18 protein-coding genes and 1 tRNA gene are annotated in these 18013 nt (G+C 64.8%); 13 read left to right on the top strand and 6 right to left on the bottom strand.

Annotation, left to right across the window (positions count from 1 at the left end; translation table 11 throughout):
- Nucleotides 1-5: 5 nt before the first annotated feature.
- Together GWK63_RS10470 and def are read right to left on the bottom strand one after the other, a co-directional pair.
- Nucleotides 6-629 carry a COQ9 family protein gene (locus GWK63_RS10470; protein WP_007399779.1) on the bottom strand — a complete coding sequence of 208 codons (624 nt, stop codon included), beginning with the start codon at nucleotides 627-629 and terminating at the stop codon, nucleotides 6-8.
- Complete coding sequence (gene def / locus GWK63_RS10465) at nucleotides 626-1156, bottom strand: peptide deformylase (protein ID WP_039999691.1); 531 nt, start codon at nucleotides 1154-1156, stop codon at nucleotides 626-628. Before def ends, GWK63_RS10470 begins: the two co-directional genes overlap by 4 nt.
- A 236-nt stretch (nucleotides 1157-1392) precedes the next feature.
- Between def and rpsU the strand changes: the two genes are divergently transcribed.
- Nucleotides 1393-1596, top strand: a complete 204-nt coding sequence (rpsU, locus tag GWK63_RS10460; protein ID WP_010506446.1) for a 30S ribosomal protein S21 — start codon at nucleotides 1393-1395, stop codon at nucleotides 1594-1596.
- A 112-nt stretch (nucleotides 1597-1708) separates the two neighbouring features.
- Nucleotides 1709-3091: a sensor histidine kinase gene (locus GWK63_RS10455; protein ID WP_112210064.1), complete on the top strand. Its 1383-nt coding sequence runs from the start codon at nucleotides 1709-1711 to the stop codon at nucleotides 3089-3091.
- Between the two features lie 21 nt (nucleotides 3092-3112).
- Here GWK63_RS10455 and GWK63_RS10450 read toward each other — a convergent pair whose 3' ends face one another.
- A complete protein-coding gene (locus GWK63_RS10450) occupies nucleotides 3113-3682 on the bottom strand; it encodes an outer membrane protein assembly factor BamE (RefSeq protein WP_034932987.1) in 570 nt (189 codons plus the stop codon).
- Between the two features lie 185 nt (nucleotides 3683-3867).
- Here GWK63_RS10450 and GWK63_RS10445 point away from each other — a divergent pair, with 185 nt between their 5' ends.
- The 7 genes from GWK63_RS10445 (at nucleotide 3868) to GWK63_RS10415 (ending at nucleotide 8451) form a co-directional block, all read left to right on the top strand.
- Entirely contained in the window at nucleotides 3868-4398 is a 531-nt protein-coding gene (locus tag GWK63_RS10445; protein WP_034932984.1) for a YceD family protein, read from the top strand.
- A gap of 172 nt (nucleotides 4399-4570) precedes the next feature.
- Nucleotides 4571-4774 (top strand): 50S ribosomal protein L32, encoded by a 204-nt coding sequence (gene rpmF, locus GWK63_RS10440; protein ID WP_010506434.1) that lies wholly within the window; start codon nucleotides 4571-4573, stop codon nucleotides 4772-4774.
- Nucleotides 4775-4940: 166 nt separating this feature from the next.
- Nucleotides 4941-6032 (top strand): phosphate acyltransferase PlsX, encoded by a 1092-nt coding sequence (gene plsX, locus GWK63_RS10435; RefSeq protein ID WP_039999701.1) that lies wholly within the window; start codon nucleotides 4941-4943, stop codon nucleotides 6030-6032.
- 82 nt (nucleotides 6033-6114) lie between these two features.
- The gene (locus tag GWK63_RS10430) at nucleotides 6115-7086 is read left to right on the top strand and encodes a beta-ketoacyl-ACP synthase III (protein WP_007399789.1); all 972 of its coding nucleotides are present in this window, start codon (nucleotides 6115-6117) and stop codon (nucleotides 7084-7086) included.
- Nucleotides 7087-7185: 99 nt separating this feature from the next.
- Nucleotides 7186-7509 carry an integration host factor subunit alpha gene (locus tag GWK63_RS10425; RefSeq protein WP_034932977.1) on the top strand — a complete coding sequence of 108 codons (324 nt, stop codon included), beginning with the start codon at nucleotides 7186-7188 and terminating at the stop codon, nucleotides 7507-7509.
- The gene (locus GWK63_RS10420; RefSeq protein WP_007399791.1) at nucleotides 7506-8276 is read left to right on the top strand and encodes a MerR family transcriptional regulator; all 771 of its coding nucleotides are present in this window, start codon (nucleotides 7506-7508) and stop codon (nucleotides 8274-8276) included. The genes GWK63_RS10425 and GWK63_RS10420 overlap by 4 nt, the downstream gene beginning before the upstream one ends.
- A gap of 101 nt (nucleotides 8277-8377) precedes the next feature.
- A tRNA-Pro gene (locus tag GWK63_RS10415) sits at nucleotides 8378-8451 on the top strand.
- A gap of 121 nt (nucleotides 8452-8572) precedes the next feature.
- Here the strand turns inward: GWK63_RS10415 and GWK63_RS10410 are convergent.
- The 3 genes from GWK63_RS10410 to GWK63_RS10400 form a co-directional block, all read right to left on the bottom strand.
- Nucleotides 8573-9721, bottom strand: a complete 1149-nt coding sequence (locus tag GWK63_RS10410) for an AI-2E family transporter (RefSeq protein ID WP_034932971.1) — start codon at nucleotides 9719-9721, stop codon at nucleotides 8573-8575.
- 78 nt (nucleotides 9722-9799) lie between these two features.
- Nucleotides 9800-11878, bottom strand: a complete 2079-nt coding sequence (locus GWK63_RS10405; protein ID WP_039999704.1) for a S9 family peptidase — start codon at nucleotides 11876-11878, stop codon at nucleotides 9800-9802.
- A 34-nt stretch (nucleotides 11879-11912) separates the two neighbouring features.
- Complete coding sequence (locus tag GWK63_RS10400) at nucleotides 11913-12764, bottom strand: NUDIX hydrolase (protein WP_099963183.1); 852 nt, start codon at nucleotides 12762-12764, stop codon at nucleotides 11913-11915.
- Nucleotides 12765-12875: 111 nt separating this feature from the next.
- On the opposite strand from GWK63_RS10400, the gene GWK63_RS10395 reads away from it, so the two are divergent.
- The 4 genes from GWK63_RS10395 (at nucleotide 12876) to fusA (ending at nucleotide 17858) form a co-directional block, all read left to right on the top strand.
- On the top strand, nucleotides 12876-14717 hold the full coding sequence (locus tag GWK63_RS10395) for an ABCB family ABC transporter ATP-binding protein/permease (RefSeq protein ID WP_034932961.1): 1842 nt from the start codon (nucleotides 12876-12878) through the stop codon (nucleotides 14715-14717).
- A gap of 98 nt (nucleotides 14718-14815) precedes the next feature.
- Entirely contained in the window at nucleotides 14816-15082 is a 267-nt protein-coding gene (locus GWK63_RS10390) for a hypothetical protein (RefSeq protein ID WP_034932959.1), read from the top strand.
- A 182-nt stretch (nucleotides 15083-15264) separates the two neighbouring features.
- On the top strand, nucleotides 15265-15564 hold the full coding sequence (gene rpmB, locus GWK63_RS10385) for a 50S ribosomal protein L28 (protein WP_007399798.1): 300 nt from the start codon (nucleotides 15265-15267) through the stop codon (nucleotides 15562-15564).
- A gap of 206 nt (nucleotides 15565-15770) precedes the next feature.
- Nucleotides 15771-17858, top strand: coding sequence for an elongation factor G (gene fusA / locus GWK63_RS10380; RefSeq protein WP_007399799.1), 2088 nt, complete (start codon nucleotides 15771-15773; stop codon nucleotides 17856-17858).
- The last annotated feature ends 155 nt before the right edge of the window (nucleotides 17859-18013 follow it).

Here is an 18013-nt window from a genome sequence, read left to right as displayed (position 1 = left end):
TGTGTTCAGGCAATGCGGCCGGTCAGCCGGTTGCGCAGCCGGGTGATGCGCCCGACATCGGCCAGGCGGCGGTCAAGGAATGCCTCCACCGATGCGGGATTGCCCCCGCGTGCAAGCCAGAACAGCAGGGTGGAAACATAGACGCCACTGAGCGTGACGCGCTTGGTCAGGAAGGTGATGCCGGTGGAGGTATCGGCCGCCGCCTGCCAGATGGCGTTCACGCTCCGGCCCAGCGCACGGGCAAGGATGCGGGCATGGGTGGGCACCATAAGCACCACCAGCGCCTGGCGTATGGCCATGCGGTAAGGGGCCGCGCGCTCCAGCCGGAACAGGATGGCGGCGCGCACCCGGCGGCTGATCTTGCGACTGCGGAAACCGCCTGAGGCAGCCAGCATCTCCCGGTCCATCAGATCGAAGCAGGCTTCGGCCACCTGCGCCACGCCTTCGGGGAACACAAGATCCGCCTCCGCCCCCAGGCATGCCCGCAGCAGTGCCGGAGTCCATGGCGTGCTGCCGGCGCGGGGATCGGTCAGGAACCGGCGCAGCAGGTCATCACCTTGTGGTGAATGCTGGAGTGCGGGCGGCACCAGCGCGGAGGTGGCGGCCGCGACAAGCAGGGAAGGGTTCATGTGCGCTCTCCGTAACGTGCCATTTCGCTGTCAAAGCCCATGCGGCCCAGGTCGGGCATGCGCATGGGATAGAGAATTCCGTCAAGATGGTCGTATTCGTGCTGCAATACATTGGCCAGGAAGCCCGATGCAACGCCATGCACCGGCTGCCCCTGCCCATTGATCCCCCGATAGGCGATGCGCCGGTAGCGGGGCACCCAGCCACGCATGCCGGGAATGGACAGGCAGCCCTCCAGCCGGTCCACCATTTCCGTGTCCACGGGGTCCAGCACCGGGTTGATCAGGGCGGCGGGCGGGCATGGCGGGTCGTCCTCACCCGCGCTGCGGCCAGGGGGCACCTGATAGACGAACAGGCGCAGGCCATGATGGACCTGCGGGGCGGCAAGCCCGGCACCCTGCGCATCCAGCATGGTCTCGATCATGTCCGCCACCAGCGTGCGCAGGGCGGGAGCCTGCGGATCGGTTACCGCGCGGGCGGGCTGGAGCAGCACGGGATGGCCCATGCGCGCAATCTTGAGCAGCGTCATGAAAGGAAACACCCTTCCTGTTTTGGGGAACATGTATATGACAGCGTTGGCGTGCAAAGCAGAGCACGAAATTCATTTGCCCCCTGCGGGAATGATTTGTGTTGCCGGGCATGAGTGTGATATAGGTGCGGCCCGTTTGGGAATCGCACGAAGGGAATGGCCTCGGGCGGACGTTCCCCAAGTTTCAGTTTCATGGCTCATCCATACCGGATGGCAGATCAGGAGTTGACGACCCAGTGCAGGTTCTCGTTCGTGACAACAATGTTGATCAGGCCCTCAAGGCCCTCAAGAAAAAAATGCAGCGTGAAGGCATCTTCCGCGAAATGAAGCTGCGTCGCCACTACGAAAAGCCGTCCGAGCGCAAGGCGCGCGAGGCTGCCGAAGCCGTGCGTCGCGCCCGCAAGATGGAGCGCAAGCGCCTGGAGCGCGAAGGCTTCTAAGCCCGCGCGTTATCGGGATAGGATACGGGTCTGACCCGCAAGAAACCGGCTTTCCGCAAGGGAGCCGGTTTTTTCGTGCCCGAAAAAAGGAAGCAGCGGAGAAGGTCAAGGCATGGAGTCTCCCCCCGTCATGGACAGCGCGCAGCCCCGCTGGCGCCGGGTGCGTGAACGGCTGGTCCGCCGCATCCTGCCGCGCTCGCTGCTGGGGCGCATGCTGCTGATCGGGTTCATCCCGCTTCTGGCCACGCAGGCCATTTCGCTCGAACTGTTCTATGGGCATTATCTGCAGGTCGTCTCGCGCCGCCTGTCGGGGGACATGGCCACCACCATTTCCATGACGCTGGACATGCTCGAACGCTATCCGGCCCCCGCTGACAGGCAGTGGATACTGGAGGATGCCGGCCGCCGGGCGGGTCTGGTCATGACCCTGCACGCGGGCGAAAGCCTGCACAGAAGCGGTTCCAACCACGTTCTTGGCCCGATTGACGAGGATCTGGCCCATGACCTGCAGGCCGCCGTGCGCTGGCCCACCTTCGTGGACTGGAAGCAGGCGCACCACCGGGTCGTGATCGCGGTGCAGACACCGATTGGCGTGCTGCAGGTCGTGGCACTGCGCAAGCGGCTGGTCGTCGCGCCCGTGTGGCTGTTCGTGGCATGGGCCTCAGGCAGCGCGCTGCTGCTGTTCCTGATCGCGGCGCTGTTCATGCGCAACCAGGTGCGCGCCATAAGGCGGCTGGCGCGGGCGGCGGAACTGTTCGGGCTGGGACGCGATACCGTGCCCATCGTGCCCGAGGGCGCGCAGGAGATCCGCAAGGCGGCGGTTGCCTTCAACCGCATGCGTGACCGCATCAACCGCTTTGTGGAACAGCGCACGACCGTGCTGGCCGGTGTCTCGCACGACCTGCGCACGCCCCTGACCCGCCTGCGCCTGTCACTGGCCATGCTGCCGCGCGCGGGCCGGGTGGAGGCCGCCGACCTGCAGCCCGACATTGCCGACATGATTGGCGATATCGGGGAAATGGAGCACATGATCGAGGGCTACCTGTCCTTTGCGCGGGGGGAAGGTGCTGAAATGCCAGCCGTGATCCGGGTGGAGGACATGTTCGAGGAAATCGTGGCCACCCTGCGCCGCATGGGCGCGCAGGCGGCAGTCCGGTCCATCACGCCCGCGGGGCTGAGCATCACCGGACGGCCCAATGCCCTGCGGCGCGTGCTTAGCAACGTGGCGGAGAACGCACGCCGGCATGCGGACCGGATTGTCTTTTCAGCCGAGAGCGGGCGCAGGCAGGTGGTGCTGTATGTGGATGATGATGGCTGCGGGGTGGAGGAGGCACGGCGTGAGCACGTCTTCCGTCCCTTCGAAAGTGGCGCCGCGGGGGGAACCGGCCTGGGACTGGCCATAGCACGGGACATCATTCACGCCCATGGGGGGCATATCGGACTGGAGTCCAGTCCGATGGGGGGCGCGCGGGTCCGTATCGTGCTGCCCGTCTGAACGGGCGGCGGGGTCAGGCAATCAGGGCAGGCTGTTGCCCGACCCGCCATGGCCGGGGCCGCCGTTCATGCTGTTCATCGGACCCATGCTGCCGCCATAGGTACTGGTCATCTGGCTGAGCGGGTTGTAGCGGCCCACATTGCCCAGGATCTGCTGCATGATGTTGATCTTGGTGCCGGGGGTGGGGGTGCGTCCCGCCGCCATGGTCACGTAGCGGGCATCGTTCTTGTGCAGGCTGCGCAGGTTGCGCAGGATACCGTTCTGGTCGAAGGTCAGGACCACGACGTCCTGCTTGCGGACCTGCGGAAAGCTGATGGGGACAAGCACATGGGTCATCGAGACGTAGATCCATGTATTGTCGTCAAACGTGGCGCGCCCGGTGGGGGAACCCAGCGCATCCATCACGTCCGAGCGTGACGTCTCGCCCACCTTGAGCTTGTTGTAATCGTCCGCCTCGACCAGCGAGCCGCGCTGGACCACGCTGGGCTTGAAGACCGAACACCCCGACAGCGCCACGCCTGCCCCGATGACAGCGCACCAAAACAGGCGTAATGAACGGGGGCGGGGCATGGTGTCCTTGGGTGACCGCATGGTCCGGATAATATCCTGAAATAAGGGCATGGCGCGTAATGATGTTCGTCTTTCCGGTGCCCCATCGGGGAAATGAAGTCAATCACCGATCGCCCCGCCGATGGAAAAACACGGCGATCCGATGCTCTTTCCACCCGCTTGCACGCCGGTGGGGGGGTATCCACGCACGCGCAGGAGTAGAAAACATGGATGCAGAATTTTCCCGCCCCCTTGCCGTGGGGCGCATCCCGGCCCGTGGCATGGAGACGGTGGTCGAGGCATCGGATGCGGAATGCCGCAGGCTGGCCACCCGGCTGGGCATTCCCGGCCTGCGCAACCTGTCGTGCCGTTACCGGCTGGCGCCGGGGCGGGATGGGGAGGTGCTGGCCGAAGGCTGGCTGACCGCCCATGTGACACAGGAATGCGTGGTCAGCCTGGAACCGTTCGAGGACGTGCTGGCGGAATCGTTCACCGTGCGCTGCATTCCCGCCGAACGCTTCCGCGAGGATGACGAGATCGACCCCTTCAGCGTCGATGAAGTCCCCTACGCGCGCGACAGCATCGACCTGGGGGAACTGGCGACGGAAGAACTTTCGCTGGCGCTGGACCCGTATCCGCACAAGCCGGGCAGCCGGATTCCGGCCGAATTTGCCGGCACGGAAGAGGCCGAACCCGAAGAATCCACGCGCAGGCAGCCTTTTTCCGCTCTGGCCGAGTTGAAAAAAAAGCGGAACTGACGCAAGGAAGAGCACGACAGAGGGGGGCGCTGGCCGTAAACCTTGCACGGGGTCTCTTGCGCAAGTGTGAATGGTCTGCTAGAGCGCCCCCCTCAATTATTGATAACTGACCGGTGTAACGCCACGAGGGTGTGCCTGCCGGTTGTGATCCAGATCGGAGGGGCCCAGGCCCATGGCTGTACCCAAGAGAAAAACCTCCCCGTCCCGTCGTGGCATGCGTCGCAGCCACGCGGCGCTCAGTGTTCCGGCGCATGCGGAATGCTCCAACTGTGGCGAACTCAAGCGCCCGCACCATGTCTGCAGCCATTGCGGGCATTATGACGGCCGCGAAGTCGCATCCGCCGGCAAGGCGCTGAAGACGGCGGTCCGCGCCTGATAACAGGGCGCCACTGGCGTCGTTACCCGGTCACGGCGCGGTCCACGGGGGCCGCGCCGGTGGGCGCCCCCGGGCCGTCCTGTCCGGGGGGGCGCGGGAGCGGGGTCATGCCAAAGTGTATGGCCCGCATCTTGCGCGTTCCTTTCCTACCCGGCACAAGACGAGCATGAGCGAGACAGGTTCCTCCCTTCCCGAGACTGGGCCCTACACCCTTGCCATTGACGGCATGGGCGGGGATGGTGGTCCGGAAGTTGTAGTGGCCGGACTGGCGATTGCAGCAGACCGCCATCCTTCGGCCAGAATCCTTCTGGTGGGGGATGAGGCGAAGTTGTCCAGCCTTCTGGCCCGCCATCCGCGCGCGGCCGCCATCTGCACAATCCGGCCGGCGGCATCATCCATTCCCATGGACATGAAGCCCACCGCGGCCCTGCGCGTACGCGATTCGTCCATGCGGCTGGCCATGGACGTGGTTGCCCGGGGGGAGGCGCAGGGCGTCGTTTCCGCGGGGAACAGCGGTGCCATGCTGGCACTGGCCAAGATTGTCGTCAAAACCCTGCCCGGCATAACCCGCCCGGCCATGGCCGCCATAAGCCCCACCACGCGGGGGGATGTGGTCATGCTGGACCTTGGGGCGAACGTATCGTGCGACTGGCGTAACCTGGTGGAGTTCGCCGTGATGGGCGAGGCCTTTGCCAAGGCGGTGCTGGGGCTTCCCGCCCCCACGATCGGGCTGCTCAATGTGGGGTCCGAGGAACTGAAGGGCGACGAGCGCCTGCGCCAGGCGGCCGAGGTGCTGCGGGGCAGCCCGCTGGCCCGCCAGTTCCATGGCTTTGTGGAAGGCCACGACATTACCGCCGGTACGACCGATGTGGTGGTGACGGACGGCTTTACCGGCAACGTGGCCCTGAAAACCGGCGAAGGCGCGCTGAAAATGGCGTTCACCCTGCTGCGGCAGGTCTTTACCGCCAACCTGCTGGGCCGGATTGGTTACCTGCTGGTGCGCCCCGGGCTGGAACGGATGAAGGAATGGCTTGACCCGCGCCGGTACAATGGCGCCGTGTTCGTCGGGCTGAACGGTGTTGTGGTCAAGTCCCATGGCGGCACGGATGCCGAAGGCTTCGCCGCCGCCGTGGATGTGGCGATGGACATGGTCACCCACCGCTTTACCGACGGGATACGTGAACGCCTTGCCCATATGGAAAGCCTGACATCCGTCAAGGCAAGCCCCGACCAGTCGCAGGCGGTTCCTGCGTCCTGACCCTGTGGCATCCGGTATGGTGGCAGGCGGCCCTGCCTGCGCCCACCTGCGCATGTGAGATGATATTGGTGGAAAGACAGGCATGACGGCGAAACGCGCGCTTCTGTCCGGGTTTGGTGGTTACCTGCCGGAGCGGATCGTTACAAATGATGAACTGGCGACCGGACTCGATACATCCGATGAATGGATTCGGGCCCGCACCGGCATCAGGCAGCGCCACAGGGCGGGCGAAGGGGACACCGCCGTCAGCATGGCGGCCCATGCCGCCCGGCAGGCGCTGGATTATGCAGGCGCCAGCCCGGACGATGTGGATGCGGTAATCGTTGCCACCAGTACGCCGGACGAAGCCTTTCCCGCCACCGCCGTGCGCGTGCAGGCCGCACTGGGCATGACCCGTGGATTCGGTTTTGACCTGGCGGCCGCGTGTTCGGGGTTCATCTTTGCGCTTTCCATGGCCGATTCGCTGATTCGCAGCGGGCAGGCCCGCTCCGCGCTGGTCATTGGCAGCGAAGTCTATTCCCGTATCCTGGACTGGTCGGACCGGGGCACCTGCGTGCTGTTTGGCGACGGGGCGGGGGCGGTGTTCCTGACCGGCGCCGGGCCGGAGGATGGTGAGGCGGGAATCCTGTCCACCCACCTGCATTCAGACGGGCAGTACGGCGACCTGCTGTATGTGGATGGCGCCACGGGGCAGCATGACAGGCCCGCCCACCTGCGCATGCAGGGGCGTGATGTGTTCCGCCACGCGGTGGCCAAGCTGTCCTCTTCGGTTGACGAGGCACTGGCGGCCAATGGTCTGGGCCATGCGGACGTGAACTGGCTGGTGCCGCACCAGGCCAACCTGCGCATTATTGATGGCGTGGCCCGCAAGCTGGACCTGCCGCCCGAACGGGTGGTGGTGACGGTGGACCGGCATGCCAATACCTCGGCCGCCTCCATTCCGCTGGCGCTGAACGAGGCCGTGCGCGACGGGCGGATCAGGAAGGGCGACCTTGTGCTGATGGAAGCACTGGGGGGTGGCCTGACATGGGGGTCTGCGCTGGCGCGGCTCTAATGTCGTTTCGGTACCACATTGAAAAGGGCGGGCAATAATCTGCCTGCCGTTTTGCCACATTCAATTGACGTTGCGGGCGGGCATGCATAACGTTTGTGCATGAGCACCGTGACGCGCGCCACTCTGGCAGAACAGATATATGATCAGGTCGGCCTGTCCCGCCATGAATCCGCCGATATTCTGGAAGATATCCTGGAGCGGATGGTACGGACACTTGAAACCGGCGATACCCTGAAAATTAGCGGATTCGGCACCTTTTCTGTCCGGCAGAAGGGACAGCGGACGGGGCGGAATCCCAAGACGGGCGTGGAGGTGCCGATTCTTCCGCGTTCCGTTCTGGTTTTCCGGCCCAGTCAGCTGCTTCGTGCCCATGTCAATGGACAGGCCGGCGGGGAAAACCTGCCGGAAGGAGATGACGAATGAGCATGCAGGATCATCCGGAAGGGACCATGCCCGCCGGGGTGGCGTATCCGGAACCCGATACGCTGCCGATCTATGAAGTCGCGCGCGAACTGGGGCTGGCGCAGCATGTCATGCGTATGTGGGAAGCGCGTTTTCCACAGTTGCGCCCGCTGCGTGGGCCGGGGGGGCGGCGTTCCTACCGCGCGCACGATATCGCGGTGCTGCGTCAGATAGCCAACCTGCTTTACGTAAAGAAGCTCTCCCTTGCGCAGGCCCAGGCGGAGCTTGCCCGCAGCCAGCTTGCCAACAGCACACTCTCGTCGGCCCCGACGCTTGAGGCCGTAATCCCGGCAGGGGAATCCGGGGCGTGTGATGCCATCCCGCCTGCTGGCATGCTGCCGCCTGTCCCGCCGCATGAGGCCCCGGCTGCGCCACTACAGGTGGAGATCCCGGCCGTGGCGGCCCCCATGCTGGTCGTGGAACAGGTTACAGCCGTGACGGAAGTTGTGCCCGCTCCTGTCGCGGCGGAAGACGTGGCTTCTGTCCCTGCCGCAGCACGGCCCGCTGCTGGCGACGGAGCGGCGGCGGGGACGGAGCCGGCCAGTCGTCCCGCAGCCATCATGCCCGTGCAGGCGGACATGACGGACAACGAAGACGCGGAACCCCCGCTTGAGCAGCTTGTCATGATCGAGCTTGAACGCCTGCAGGCGGAAAATGCGGTGCTGCGTGACAGCCTGCGCGGCGTGCTGGTGGAACTACAGGCCCTGCGTGAAATGGTGCCGGTCTGAAAATGGTGCTGCTCTGACCAGATGGTTTTTTTTCATTTTTGGTCAGAACATCCCTTGCGGTCCCCCCCGGTGGCTGCTACACCCTGCCCATCGCAGACAGGCGGGCAGTAGCGCAGCCTGGTAGCGCATCAGTCTGGGGGACTGGGGGTCGTGGGTTCGAATCCCGCCTGCCCGATATCCCTGTCTGCGATAGAATTTTCCGTAAGGAAACAGTCAAGGCATCCTGAAAGGGATGCTTTTTTTGTTTATGTGCCTGGGTGGGCGGCCGGTTGCGGTTCCGGCCTCATGGGCACGCGTCAGTAGCGTGCCCGGCTCCAGTTCAGCCACAGCATGTGCAGCACGGCCATGATGGCAGGGCCGACAAACAGCCCCAGCAGGCTCCAGCTTTCCGCCCCGCCCAGAATGCCCATCAGCACCCACAGGAAGGGCAGCTGCGTCGTGCCGCCGATCAGGGCGGGACGCACCAGGTGGTCCGCCAGGAAAATCACCGCCAGCCCGAACAGGACAATGGCCACCGCCGTCAGTACCGCGCCGGTATTGACCAGCAGCAGCAGGGCCACGGCGCCAATGGCAATCAGCGCGCAGAAGGGAATCATGGCGGCAATGGCCGTGATCACCCCGAACAGGAAGGGATGCGGGGCGCCCGCCACCAGATAGGCAAGGCCCATCAGCATGCCTTCGCCAATGCCCACCAGCACCAGCCCCGAGACCGAGCCGTGGACGGAGGCGATCATCTGCAGCGCAATCCGTTCCCCGCGCTTGCCAAAGGCCCGGCGTGAGACATTGAGCGACTGGCGGATGACCGCATCCCCGTCCTTGAGTAGGAAGAACAGGGTCAGGATGGCAAAGATGAACAGCAGGCCCCGATGCAGCACCTGTGAGCCGAGCTGCTGGGTAACCTTCATGCCCTGGCCGATATTCATCGAGCCGAGCAGGGCCGAAATGTCTGCCGGGTCCTTCAGGTGGTCGTTCCACCATGTTTCGATTGTCTGCTGGCCATAGGGCAGGCGGCTGATCCAGGGGGGAACCGGAATGCCGGAATGCCGGGCATCATTGAGCAGCCGGAGCACGCCTTCGGCCTCCCGCCCGGCTTCCAGGCCGAACAGCGCCAGCGGGCCAAGGAAGATCAGGGCAATGGCCAGGGTGAAGGCGACCGGCAGCATGGCCTGGTGCGCGCGTGAGGGCCACCGCTGGCGTGCACGCGCATAAAGCGGCCAGGAGGCGATGGCGAAGATGCACCCCCATATCAGCGATGGCAGGAAGCCACGCACGGTATAGAGTGCCAGCAGCACAAAAAACAGCGCCAGCAGGGCGCGCGCCACGCGCTGGGTGCGCTGTGTCTCGCTGAACGAGCGGAAGATCCGCATTGTGGAAACCGTTTCCGCTTCCACCTCCACCCCGGGCGCGGGCATGCGATCCTGATCCGCGTTGTGGGGGTCTTTCATGATCGTTCCTCTGGAAAGCTGGCTCTGTTCTGTCGGCGGGCCGGTCTTCACGCAATCGTGCCCACTGGGATAGTCTTCCTATTTTGGCGGTGCCGTTTCAACGGCCCACAGGGCAAAAGCGTGGATCAGTGCCGCTTCTTTCAGTGAATCGAAGCGCCCCGTTGCGCCCCGGTGGCCCGCTTCCATGTTGGTGCGCAGCATGATGGGCCGGTCTGAACGGTTGTGGTCACGCAGGCGGGCCACCCATTTTGCCGGTTCCCAGTAGGTGACGCGCGGGTCGGTCAGTCCACCCATGGCCAGTATGGCGGGATAGGCGCGGGGGCCGACCTGCTCATAGGCGGCGTAGCTGGCAATCAGGTCATAGGCCTGCACGTCTTCCAGCGGGTTGCCCCATTCGGGCCATTCCGGCGGGGTAAGGGGCAGGGACGCGTCGGACATGGTGTTGAGTTCATCGACAAACGGCACCACCGCCACGATTCCGGCAAACAGGTCAGGCCGCATGTTGGCGATTGCCCCCATGACCATGCCCCCCGCCGAGCGCCCATCGGCCACGATACGGCCGGACGCGCCGAAGCCTGCATCGGCCAGCGTCGTGGCGCAGGCGATGAAATCGGTGAACGTGTTGGGCTTGTTGCGCCCACGCCCGCCCAGGAACCAGTTCCATCCCTTTTCCGACCCGCCACGCACATGGGCAATGGCATGGAACCAGCCCCGGTCCACCAGGCTGAGCGCGCGGGTGGAAAAGACGGGATCAATGGCATGGCCATAGGCGCCATAACCGTACAGCAGCAGCGGGGCGGACCCGTCAACCGGCGTATCATGGCGGCCCAGCACGGTTACCGGCACCTGTTCCCCATCGGGCGCGGTGGCCATGAGCCGCCAGCAGCGGTACTGCGCGGGGTCATGGCCCGAAGGCACTTCCTGCTGCTTGAGCAGTTGGTCCGCCCCCGTCACCATGTCGCGCGCATGCCACTGTCGCGGCGTGGTGGGGGACTGGTAGACATAGCGCAGTTCGGTCGTGTCGTATTCATACCCGCCGCCCAGGGTCAGGTCATAGGCGGCCTCGGTGGGTTCCAGCGCCCGGATGCCGCCTGCATGGTCGCGGATGATGATGCGGGTATTGGCGTCGCGCCGTTCGCGCCATGCGATATGGCCGGACCATACCATGCAGTCGGTTATGTAGCGTCCGGGTTCATGGGGCACGAGGTCACGCCAGTTCGCCCGTTCGGGCGCGGTGTCGGGGGCCTCCATGAGCCTGAAATCATCCGCGCCATCCGCATTGGTCAGGATGATGAAGCGGCTGCCCTGATGGTGCAGGCCGTATATCAGCCCGCTCTGGCGCGGTGTCGCGCAGACGGGGGGGGCCTGCGGGTCATGGCCGGGCACCAGCCAGGCTTCCGAAGTATCATGGTTGCCGGTGGAAATGATGATCCATCCGCCCGAGCGCGTGGCCTCCACGCCCACGAAAAAGCCGGGATCGGGTTCTTCATAGACCAGCGTGTCGGCCTCTTCCCCGATCCGGCGGCGGTAGACGCGCGCGGGACGGCCATGTTCGTCGCGCCAGACCCAGAACAGGAACCGGCTGTCGGGGGAGAAGACGAACGCGCCGCTGCAGTTGTCCACGGTCGGGATGATGGTGGACTGGCCATCCAGATGCCGGATGCGGATGCGGTAGATCTCGGACCCCTGGGTGTCCTCCGCATGGGCGAACAGGGTGTGGTCGGGGCTGTGGGTGGCAGCGGCAACGGCGTAATAGTCGTGCCCCCGTGCGGCGTCGTTCACGTCCAGCAGCACCTGCACGGCCTGCGCATTGCCGGCGGGGTAGCGTCTGTAGAGCGGGTACTGCGCCCCCGCGCTGTAGCTGGTCTGGTAGAAAAACGGGCCGTGCGGCAGGGCGGGATAGGTGTCGTCCAGCTGCATGCGGCCCTTCATTTCGGCCACGAGCTGGTCCTGCAATGCCTCGGTGCCGGACAGGACGGCGTGGGTATAGGCGTTCTCGGCACGCAGGTGTTCGGCAATCTCGGGGCGGAGCAGGGCCGGGTCGCGCAGGACGTTCTGCCAGTTGTCATCCTTCATCCACGCATAGTCGTCGTGGCGGGTGCGGCCAAGCTGCGTGATGGTGTGGGGGATCTTGCGGGGCTTGGGGGGGCAGGTCATCACGGGGTCCTTGCGCGGGGCGGCTTTGCTGGTTTCAGGAAGTGACCGGGGCGTGCCAGCCGGTCAGGCCCTGGCGCAGGCGCTGGCCTGCGGGGCTGTGTTCATCAATCATGCCCGTGCGCAGGAACAGATCAATCAGCACAAGGTTGACATTGAACTTGAACGCATCGGTATCGCGCACCAGCACATAGGCTTCATGCAGGGGGATGAGGCGGAATTCCTCCACTTCCCCATCCGCCGGGACGGGCACGAAATCAGGTGGCAGGTCCAGTTCGAAACAGTGCAGCACGTCGCGGCGCAGCCCTTCCGGCCGGTCCAGCGCGTAGCGGATGTCGGCCGTGGGGCGGGCGGTGCGCACCAGTTCGGGGGGCAGGCTGGCTTCCTCCGCCGCTTCCTTGACCAGTGCCTGGGCCGCCGTATGCCCGGCCGGGATGCCGCCCGCCACCAGATGGTCCAGCTTGCCCGGGTCCAGCCGCTTGGTCATGGACCGCCGGGCAATCCACAGGTGCAGCCCGTCCGCCCCGCGCACGAGGCCGTTCAGGTGCACTCCCGCCGCCATAAGCCCGAACAGCGGCAGCGCGCCCCGGTCGATGCGGGCCACGGGCGGGCGGGCCATGTCGGTCCAGACATCGAACAGTTCGTGGTGGGAGCGGTACACGCCCTCCCGCGCCATGGCTTCTCCTATCTGTTCCAGCCGCGCGGGGTCGGGCAGGGTCACGCTGTTGCCCGCCTGGGTCATGCCGTGCTTCAGCAGGACCGGCAGCAGGGCGGGCTGAACCCAGCCGGCACTCTGGTCACCCAGCCGGAACTCCAGCCGCCCGCCGGGCAGCACCGCCGTGTTGCACGCGGCGATATGACGAAAAAAACCTTCGAGGCGCTCTGACATGTTCCATCCCTGTGCTTCGGGCCAAGGCTGGCATACCGGCTGGTCCCGGGGCTGACAATCCTAGACCGCCCGATGGACGGCGGGGAATATGGGTTGCAAGACCCGCGTCATATGCCCCATGCCGTGCATATGGCTGTTCCAGACAAGAACCGGCACGACAGGCCGGAACGTTCCGCCGCCGCCACCCTGCGCGGCCTGCTGCCCTATCTGTGGCCCCGGCATGACAGCCGTACCCGCCTGCGCGTGGTGGGGGTATGCCTGCTGCTGGTGGCGGCCAAGGTCGCCACCATTGGCGTGCCCTATGCCTACAGTCGCGTAATCGACGCGCTGCAGCCGGCGGCGGGCCGGGCGGTCATGATGCCGCTTGTGCTGATCGTGGCCTATGGCCTGCTGCGCATGGCGGCGGCGGGGCTGGGGGAACTGCGTGACGCCCTGTTCGCCCCGCTGCGCTACCGTATCAGCCGGATTGCGGCCATGCGCAGCTTTACCCACATGCACCAGCTTTCCCTGCGATTCCACCTGAACCGGCAGTCCGGCAGTGTTACGCGGGCGATCGCGCGCGGGACGGAGGCCATCGAGACCCTGCTGCGCGTGGGGGTGTTCAACGTGGCCCCCACCCTGATCGAGGCACTGATGGTCATTGTCGTCATCTGGCGGCTGTTTGACTGGCGCTATGCCGTGGTGATGCTGCTGGCGGTGGCGGTGTACGTGCTGTTCACCATCCAGTTCACGTCATGGCGGATCGGGCTGCGGCGCCAGATGAACGAGATCAACAGCGAGGCGAGCTGGAAGGCGCTGGACAGCCTGCTCAATTACGAGACGGTCAAGTATTTCGGCAATGAAGACCATGAGCGCAGGCGTTACGAGGACGCCCAGCACCGCTACGAACATGCCGCCATCCGTACCCAGATCTCGCTCAACGGGCTGAATTTCGGGCAGGCCGCGATCATCGCCGTGGCCCTGATCGCCGTCATGCTCATGGCCGGGCGGGATGTGGAGGCAGGACGGATGACCGTGGGGCATTTCGTGCTGGTCAATACGTATCTGATGCAGCTGTACATGCCGCTCAATTTCCTGGGCAGCGTCTATACCTCGCTTCGCAACTCGCTGGTGGATCTCGAGCACATGTTCGCGCTCATGGACGAACAGGCCGATATTACCGACGCGCCAGGTGCCGTCAGCATCCCCGCGCGGCTGGACCAGGCGCCCGCCGCCGACATCCGTTTCGAGAACGTGCATTTCAGCTACCGTCCTGACCGTGAGATCCTGCGCGGGGTCAGCTTCCATGTCCCCGCGGGCCACCGGGTGGCCATTGTCGGCCCCACGGGGGCGGGCAAGTCCACCATCAGCCGCCTGCTGTTCCGCTTCTATGACGTGACATCGGGGCGCATCATGCTGGACGGGCACGACATCCGCACCCTGTCGCAGGCGGCGCTGCGCGGGGCCGTGGGCGTGGTGCCGCAGGACACCATCCTGTTCAACGACACGATTGGCTACAACATCGCCTACGGTCGGCTGGGGGCCAGTCAGGCGGAGATCGAACAGGCGGCACGGCTGGCCTGCATCCATGATTTCATCATGAGCCTGCCCGAAGGCTACGCCACCCGTGTGGGTGAGCGCGGGCTCAAGCTGTCGGGCGGGGAAAAGCAGCGCGTGGCGATTGCGCGCACCATCCTCAAGAACCCGCGCGTGCTGGTGCTGGACGAGGCCACGAGCGCGCTCGACACCCGCACCGAGCAGGAAATCCAGTCCGCCCTGCATACGGTGGCGGCCAACCGCACCACGCTGATCATCGCCCACCGCCTGTCCACCATCGTGGACGTGGATGAAATCCTTGTGATGGGGCAGGGGCGCATTGTCGAGCGCGGCACCCACCGCGCCCTGCTGGCCCGTGGCGGCGTGTATGCCGAGATGTGGGCCGTGCAGGCGGAGGAGGAAGCCGCCGCCACCTGACCCGCCTGCGCGCTTGTGACAGGTTTCATGTGCCCGCCGCACTGGTCAGCGGCGCCATGGCGGTACATATCAGGGGGAACGCGAAAAGGAGCCGTGACATGACGGATACCAACACCCCGCCCCCCGGCGGCGAGGCCATCCCCCCCGAACTGAGCCACTGTGGCGCGGTGGTGGACAAGGCCATCGAATACATGCTGGGCGAGAACCTGCCGCCCATGGCCATAGCCTCCGCCCTGCTGGGTGGCTCGCTTGGGCTGCTGTCGCGCACCATGGGGCGCGAGGCCATGCAGGGCATGCTGGAAAACGCGCTGCACAGCGTGCAGGCGGGTGAACTCCATCCCGACCATGACCACGCGGCCGGCTGAACCAACGGGGCGGCAGGGGAGGGGAAATCAGGGTCATTTCCCGCCCCTGCGCCACAAAATATGCCGAATCATGCTTATGCATCTTGACTGTTGGCGGTGGTTTGGCGATAAGCCGCGCCTAATCCAGATGATCCTTGCCGGGCATTTATGCCTCGGCCACAGTTATACCCGAGGATGATAGAATGTCTCGCCGCTGCCAGATCACAGGCAAGGGCGTGCTGACCGGCAACAACGTCAGCCACGCCAACAACAAGTCCCGCCGCCGTTTCCTGCCCAACCTGCAGGAAACCTCGCTGCTGTCCGATATCCTGGGCGCCGCGGTTCCCATGCGCATGACCACCAACGGCATCCGCACGGTCGAGCATAATGGCGGGCTGGATTCGTTCCTGCTGTCCACCCCGAACCGCAAGCTGACGCCCGAAGCCCTGACGGTGAAGCGCCGTATCCTGCGCGTTCAGGAAAAGAAGGCCGCTGTCGCCTGACACGCCGCGTGGTCCCCGCCACCCGCAAGGGCGGCGGGCGGCCCGGTGCTGTCAAAGCCCGACTGAAGTCTGGCGCATTGTTCCGCTGTGCCGGTCTGCGTCGTCCAGGTTGAAAGAGACTGAGGGCGGGAGCAGCTTACGGTTCCGGCAGGCGCGAAAGGGAGCGGTTCCCCTTCGCGCCCGTGTTGTCTTGTGGAGGTTCTCCCGTGTCCACCAAGTCTGATCTTTCCCTGATTCGCAATATCGGTATCACCGCGCACATCGATGCCGGCAAGACCACCACCACCGAGCGTATCCTGTATTACACCGGCGTGTCCCACAAGATCGGTGAGGTGCACGAGGGCAACACCACCACCGACTACATGGCGCAGGAACGTGAGCGTGGCATCACCATCACGTCCGCCGCCGTGACGTGTGAGTGGGAAGGCCACCGCATCAACATCATCGACACCCCGGGCCACATCGACTTCAACATCGAAGTCAACCGCTCGCTGCGCGTGCTTGATGGCGCGATCTTCATCATCGAAGGCGTTGCCGGCGTGCAGCCCCAGTCCGAGACCAACTGGCGCCTGGCTGACCGCTACAACGTGCCGCGCATCATCTTCATCAACAAGCTGGACCGTACCGGCGCCAACTTCTACTACGCGTTCGACACGCTGAAGGAGAAGCTGGACATCGTGGCGATCCCGCTGCAGCTGCCCATCGGTGCGGAAGAAAACTTCGTTGGTGTGGTCGACCTGGTCGAGATGCGCGCGATCATCTGGGAAGGTGGCGAGCTGGGTGCCAAGTTCCACTACGAGGAAATTCCCGCCGACCTGAAGGAAAAGGCCGCCGAAGCGCGCCAGAACCTGCTGGACACCGCCCTGTCCGTTGATGACGCGGCGATGGAAGAATACTTCGAGAAGGGCGACGTGGACGTTGCAACGCTCAAGCGCTGCATCAAGAAGGGCACCATTGCCGGTGACTTCCGCCCGGTCCTGTGCGGCACCGCGTTCAAGAACAAGGGCGTGCAGCCCCTGCTTGACGCCGTGATCGACTTCCTGCCCGCGCCGGACGACGTGGAAGGCATCCGCATCGCCCCGCCGGAAGACGAGGAAGTGGACGAGAACAAGCTGCCGATCATCCCGGTTGACCCGGATGGCAAGTTTGCGGGCCTCGCCTTCAAGATCATCAACGACAAATACGGCACGCTGACCTTCGTGCGCGTGTATCGTGGCGTGCTGCGCACCGGTGACACCGTGCTGAACACCACGAAGGGCCACAAGGAGCGTATCGGCCGCATCTTCCAGATGCACGCTGACAAGCGTGAGGAACTCAAGGAAGTCCACGCCGGTGACATCGCGGCCTTCGTTGGCCTGAAGGACACCCAGACGGGTGACACGCTGGCCGACCCGGCTGACCCGGTGGTGCTGGAGCGCATGACCTTCCCGATCCCCGTCATCGACATCTCGGTCGAGCCGAAGACGAAGGACGGCGTGGAAAAGATGACGCTGGCGCTGCAGAAGCTGTCCGGTGAAGATCCGTCCCTGCGCCTGAAGACCGATCAGGAAACCGGCCAGACCATCCTGTCCGGCATGGGCGAGCTGCATCTCGACATCATCATCGACCGCCTGCGCCGCGAATATGGCGTGGATGCGAATATCGGTGCGCCGCAGGTGGCCTATCGTGAGACGATCACCCAGGCACATACCGAGACCTACACCCACAAGAAGCAGTCCGGTGGGTCGGGCCAGTTCGCGGAAGTGAAGATCGAGTTCGCGCCGGTCGAGCGGAACGAAGGCATCACCTTCGAGAACAAGGTCGTGGGCGGCACCGTGCCGAAGGAATACATCCCGGCCGTGGACAAGGGCATCCAGGCCCAGGCTTCCACCGGCGTGCTGGCTGGCTTCCCCACGGTGGACTTCAAGTTCACGCTGCTGGACGGCAAGTACCATGATGTCGACTCCTCGGCGCTGGCGTTCGAAATCGCGGCCAAGGCCTGCTTCCGTGAAGGCATGAAGAAGGCCGGTCCGGTCATCCTCGAGCCGATCATGGACGTGGAAGTGACCACGCCCAACGATCACGTGGGTGACGTGGTGGGTGACCTCAACCGCCGTCGTGGCATGATCCAGAGCCAGGAAACGGCCGGGTCCACCGTCATGGTCCGTGCGATGGTGCCGCTGAAGGAAATGTTCGGCTACATCTCGCACCTGCGTTCCATGACCAAGGGCCGTGCATCCTTCACGATGCAGTTCCACCACTACGACCCGGTGCCCCGCAATGTTGCGGAAGAGATCATGGCGCAGTCCGCCTGATCTTCTCCCGACGGGAACACCTGAAAAAAAGACCGGCCCCTGCAAGGGGGCCGGTTTTTTTATGCTGCCGGCAGGACGGTCCGCGCAGCGTTTTGATGAAAAGGGAATAAAAGTTTTTGGTGAGGCTTTTTCCAGAAAGCTTCGAGAAACGCTGC

The sequence above is a fragment of the Komagataeibacter rhaeticus genome, assembly GCF_011611525.1.
Lineage (GTDB): Bacteria > Pseudomonadota > Alphaproteobacteria > Acetobacterales > Acetobacteraceae > Komagataeibacter > Komagataeibacter rhaeticus.
Note: the sequence above shows the minus strand (reverse complement) of the source record. Positions and strands in the feature narration are given on the sequence as shown.

Bases quoted from the DNA above. Each gene is read 5' to 3' on its own strand.
- GWK63_RS10470 (WP_007399779.1), bottom strand. From the start codon at position 629: ATGAACCCTTCCCTGCTTGTCGCGGCCGCCACCTCCGCGCTGGTGCCG.
- def (WP_039999691.1), bottom strand. From the start codon at position 1,156: ATGACGCTGCTCAAGATTGCGCGCATGGGCCATCCCGTGCTGCTCCAG.
- GWK63_RS10455 (WP_112210064.1), top strand. From the start codon at position 1,709: ATGGAGTCTCCCCCCGTCATGGACAGCGCGCAGCCCCGCTGGCGCCGG.
- GWK63_RS10450 (WP_034932987.1), bottom strand. From the start codon at position 3,682: ATGCGGTCACCCAAGGACACCATGCCCCGCCCCCGTTCATTACGCCTG.
- GWK63_RS10445 (WP_034932984.1), top strand. From the start codon at position 3,868: ATGGATGCAGAATTTTCCCGCCCCCTTGCCGTGGGGCGCATCCCGGCC.
- rpmF (WP_010506434.1), top strand. From the start codon at position 4,571: ATGGCTGTACCCAAGAGAAAAACCTCCCCGTCCCGTCGTGGCATGCGT.
- plsX (WP_039999701.1), top strand. From the start codon at position 4,941: ATGAGCGAGACAGGTTCCTCCCTTCCCGAGACTGGGCCCTACACCCTT.
- GWK63_RS10430 (WP_007399789.1), top strand. From the start codon at position 6,115: ATGACGGCGAAACGCGCGCTTCTGTCCGGGTTTGGTGGTTACCTGCCG.
- GWK63_RS10425 (WP_034932977.1), top strand. From the start codon at position 7,186: ATGAGCACCGTGACGCGCGCCACTCTGGCAGAACAGATATATGATCAG.
- GWK63_RS10420 (WP_007399791.1), top strand. From the start codon at position 7,506: ATGAGCATGCAGGATCATCCGGAAGGGACCATGCCCGCCGGGGTGGCG.
- GWK63_RS10410 (WP_034932971.1), bottom strand. From the start codon at position 9,721: ATGAAAGACCCCCACAACGCGGATCAGGATCGCATGCCCGCGCCCGGG.
- GWK63_RS10405 (WP_039999704.1), bottom strand. From the start codon at position 11,878: ATGACCTGCCCCCCCAAGCCCCGCAAGATCCCCCACACCATCACGCAG.
- GWK63_RS10400 (WP_099963183.1), bottom strand. From the start codon at position 12,764: ATGTCAGAGCGCCTCGAAGGTTTTTTTCGTCATATCGCCGCGTGCAAC.
- GWK63_RS10395 (WP_034932961.1), top strand. From the start codon at position 12,876: ATGCCCCATGCCGTGCATATGGCTGTTCCAGACAAGAACCGGCACGAC.
- GWK63_RS10390 (WP_034932959.1), top strand. From the start codon at position 14,816: ATGACGGATACCAACACCCCGCCCCCCGGCGGCGAGGCCATCCCCCCC.
- rpmB (WP_007399798.1), top strand. From the start codon at position 15,265: ATGTCTCGCCGCTGCCAGATCACAGGCAAGGGCGTGCTGACCGGCAAC.